The 3,687-nt window shown below is 25.3% G+C and carries 4 protein-coding genes; all 4 read left to right on the forward strand.

From position 1 onward, the window contains the following. Positions 1-188 (forward strand): hypothetical protein (locus ACFDSN_RS11230; protein WP_375239950.1); only part of this gene is annotated, 188 nt, incomplete at its 5' end. Beyond that, on the forward strand, positions 175-1,263 hold the full coding sequence (locus ACFDSN_RS11235) for an acyltransferase family protein (RefSeq protein WP_375239951.1): 1,089 nt from the start codon (positions 175-177) through the stop codon (positions 1,261-1,263). The genes ACFDSN_RS11230 and ACFDSN_RS11235, both read left to right, overlap by 14 nt. Beyond that, entirely contained in the window at positions 1,253-2,683 is a 1,431-nt protein-coding gene (locus ACFDSN_RS11240; protein ID WP_375239952.1) for an MBOAT family O-acyltransferase, read from the forward strand. Before ACFDSN_RS11235 ends, ACFDSN_RS11240 begins: the two co-directional genes overlap by 11 nt. Continuing rightward, positions 2,684-3,547, forward strand: a complete 864-nt coding sequence (locus ACFDSN_RS11245; RefSeq protein ID WP_375239953.1) for a hypothetical protein — start codon at positions 2,684-2,686, stop codon at positions 3,545-3,547. It begins immediately after the preceding gene. The last annotated feature ends 140 nt before the right edge of the window (positions 3,548-3,687 follow it).

The raw sequence follows: 3,687 nt of genomic DNA on the forward strand, positions 1-3,687 counted from the left end.
AAAATAAAAACGCTATATCTGCATTAGTTTTTGAGTTTCATGATTTACATAAAAAATTTATAGACTTAGATGATTTCTTTAAAGAATTAACTAAAGATTTTGATTTAGTATTTATAGATATAAACCCTTCAGGAGGATTTGAAAACACTCAACCAAAATGTATAGAAGTTAGTTTTGAAAGAAAGTAGAAAATTAGATTATATAGATGCAATTAGAGGAATAGCTATACTTATGGTTATTTTGGTACATACTTTTCAAACTGGGGCTAATTATTATAATGAATTTACTAGTTTGTTTATAGGACAAGGAGCTAGAGGCGTGCAATTATTTTTTATAGCTAGTGCTTTTACTTTAATGTTATCATACACTTATAGGTCAAAAAATGAATTATATGTAGTTAAAAACTTTTTAATTAGACGTTTTTTTAGAATAGCACCTTTATATTATTTAGGAATTATTTATTTTTTATTTCAAAATGGTTTTGGGCCAAGATATTGGTTAGGAGACGCGTCTAGTATAACAGTATATAATATTATCTCAAATTTTACTTTTACACATGGATTTAATCCATATTGGGTAACTAGTTTAGTCCCTGGAGGTTGGTCTATAACAGTAGAGATGTCTTTCTATTTAATTTTCCCTTTATTATTTAAATTAATTAAAAATTTTACTGAGGCAATAAATTATGTTCTTATTACTTTGTTTGTGTCATTTGCTTTAAATCATTACTTAAAGTCTAATATTTTAATAACAGATGTAAATTTATGGAATGATTATTTGTTTTTTTATTTACCAAATCAATTACCTGTTTTTGGCTTAGGGATTGTATCTTTTTTCGTAATTATAAAAAAAGAATTTAATTTTAGTAAAATAAATATTTTAGGAGTTGTAGTTCTTCTTATTTTTTTATGTTTTAATTTAGACTTAATTCCATTTCATTTTTTAATATCATTATTATTATTAGGGTTTTTAATTATTATGTCTAAAGGTTATTTAAATTTTTTAATTAATAAGGTTATATGTTATATAGGGAAAGTAAGTTATAGCGCATATTTAGTGCATTTTGCAGTTCTTTATTGGTTAGAGAGGATTGATTTTATAAATTATTTTGAAATAAACACTCTTGAAAAGTCTTTGATTAACCTCTTTCTTAAATTTACAATAGTAGTAGTTATAACAACTATAGTATCTACTTTTACACATAAGACGATAGAATTACCTTTTCAAAAATTAGGAAAAAAACTTATTAATAATGCTATTTAATTCATTTTTATTTCTTACTTTTTTACCAATAGTATTTATTCTATATTGGTTTGTTTTTAATAGAAAATTAAAAACACAAAATCTATTTTTATTAATTGTAAGCTATGTGTTCTACGGATGGTGGGATTATAGATTTTTAACACTAATACTGCTAAGTACTGTAGTGGATTTTTATGTTGCAAAAGCTTTAAGTAAAACTGAAAAACAAAAAAAGAAGAAATATTTATTATACTTAAGTTTAGGAGTTAATTTAGGTCTTTTAGGATTCTTTAAATACTGTAATTTCTTTATCGAAAGTTGGGTTAATTCTTGGCAAAGTTTAGGAATAGAAATGCAAGTATCTACACTTAATATTATTTTGCCAGTAGGGATTTCTTTTTACACGTTTCAGACATTAAGTTATACTATAGATGTTTATAGAAAACAGTTAAAGCCAACTAATAATTTTATAGAATTTGCAAGTTTTGTAACTTTTTTTCCACAGTTAGTTGCTGGACCAATAGAAAGAGCTGCACATTTATTGCCTCAATTTCAAAAAAAGAGAAGCTTTGATTTAGAACGCGCTAAATCTGGTTTGCATTTAATTATTTGGGGATTATTAAAAAAAGTTGTTATTGCAGATTCTTGTGCTATATACGTCAATGATATTTTTTCAAATTATGAGACTGCTAATTCTTTAACATTAATACTTGGAGGAATTTATTTTGCATTCCAGATTTATGGTGATTTTTCTGGATATTCAGATATGGCAATTGGTATAGCACGTTTATTTGGATTTGATTTAATGCGCAATTTTAATTACCCATACTTTTCTAGAGACATAGCAGAATTTTGGAGACGTTGGCATATTAGCTTATCTACTTGGTTTAGGGACTATTTGTATATTCCTTTAGGAGGATCTAAGGGTTCAAGAGTAAAACAAATTCGAAATGTTTTTGCTATATTTTTAGTTAGTGGGTTTTGGCATGGCGCTAATTGGACATTTGTAATTTGGGGTTTTTTAAATGCATTATATTTTATTCCTCTATTGTTAACAAATAATAACAGAAAACATAAAGATACTATTGCTATAAGTTCATTAAAAGAAAGCATTAATACATTAATTAAAATAGGTATTACTTTTAGCTTAACCTGTATTGCTTGGGTTTTCTTTAGAGCAGATACTGTAGGAATTGCCTTTAATTATTTATACAATATCACAGCTTTTTCTTTTAAGATAGAATATTTGTCTTTTGAGCGTTATTCTGTAGAGTTACTACTAATGTTGTTTCTTTTTATTGCTGTAGAATGGTTTAATAGATCTAAAGAAGAACCTATCTCAGGTAAATTTGAAATGTTAAAAATTATTGGATGTATAGTTGTTATTTTTGTTTTAGGTAGTTTTTCTAACCCTCAAGATTTTATATATTTTCAGTTCTAAATGAAGCTTTTTTTTAAATACATACTTAGTGTTTTGTTTGTAGCTTTTATTAGTTTAATAATTGCAGACATTGCATACACCTATGTTTATAGCAACACAGTTCGTAATAAATTTCAATTTATAAGAAGTTATAAGGATAAAAAGGTAGATTATATTTTCTTAGGATCTTCTAGAGTAGAAAATGGGTTGAATCCTAGGGTTGTAGATTCAGTGTTAAATAAAAATACTGTTAATTTTGGTGTTCAAGCCGCTGGAGTTTTAGATTTAAAATTAATACTAGAATTAATTAAAGATTATAATATTACTTCAGAATGTATATATATACAAATAGATTACATCTATAACTTACCACATAAACAGTCTAACGTTTTAGAATATCAATTAGCTCCATTTATTCGCGAAAGTAATTATATTAATAACTATTATAATTCTAAAGAAAACTCCTTGCTGTTAAAGTATGTTCCATTTATGAGATATGCTATGTATGATCAAAAAAATGGTTTTAGAGAATTTGTAGCAAATTGTTTTAGCAAACCATATCAAGCTAAAAAAACTAAAGGTTTTTCAGCTTTATATGGCTTTTCAGAGCACGAGACACATAAACTTCCTGAATTTATAATAAAAGAGAATAAAGTATTTCCTGCTTTATTAGATTATATTAAATCAAATAATATAAATGTAAAATTCTTTTGTAGCCCATTTAGAAATGACATTAAGAATTTAGACTATGTTGAAAAATTAAAAGTTAAAATTCCAGATTTGATAGACTATTCTAAATCTATTCAAGATAAAAAATTATTTAAAGATAATTATCATTTAAATAATTTTGGGGCAAAAGTATTTAGTCAAAATTTCAGACCATAATTGAGAACTTTCATTAAATATCTAACTACATTAAGTGTCTTGGTAATTGGAGCGTTATTTGCTTTAGAGCTATCTTATAGCTATGCTTATAACCAAAGCAATAATAAAAGAAATAAGCTACAATTAGCTTTAAAAACAAC

The organism is Aurantibacter sp., assembly GCF_042094015.1.
Taxonomy (GTDB): domain Bacteria; phylum Bacteroidota; class Bacteroidia; order Flavobacteriales; family Flavobacteriaceae; genus Aurantibacter.

Bases quoted from the DNA above. Each gene is read 5' to 3' on its own strand.
- ACFDSN_RS11240 (WP_375239952.1), top strand. From the start codon at position 1,253: ATGCTATTTAATTCATTTTTATTTCTTACTTTTTTACCAATAGTATTT.
- ACFDSN_RS11245 (WP_375239953.1), top strand. From the start codon at position 2,684: ATGAAGCTTTTTTTTAAATACATACTTAGTGTTTTGTTTGTAGCTTTT.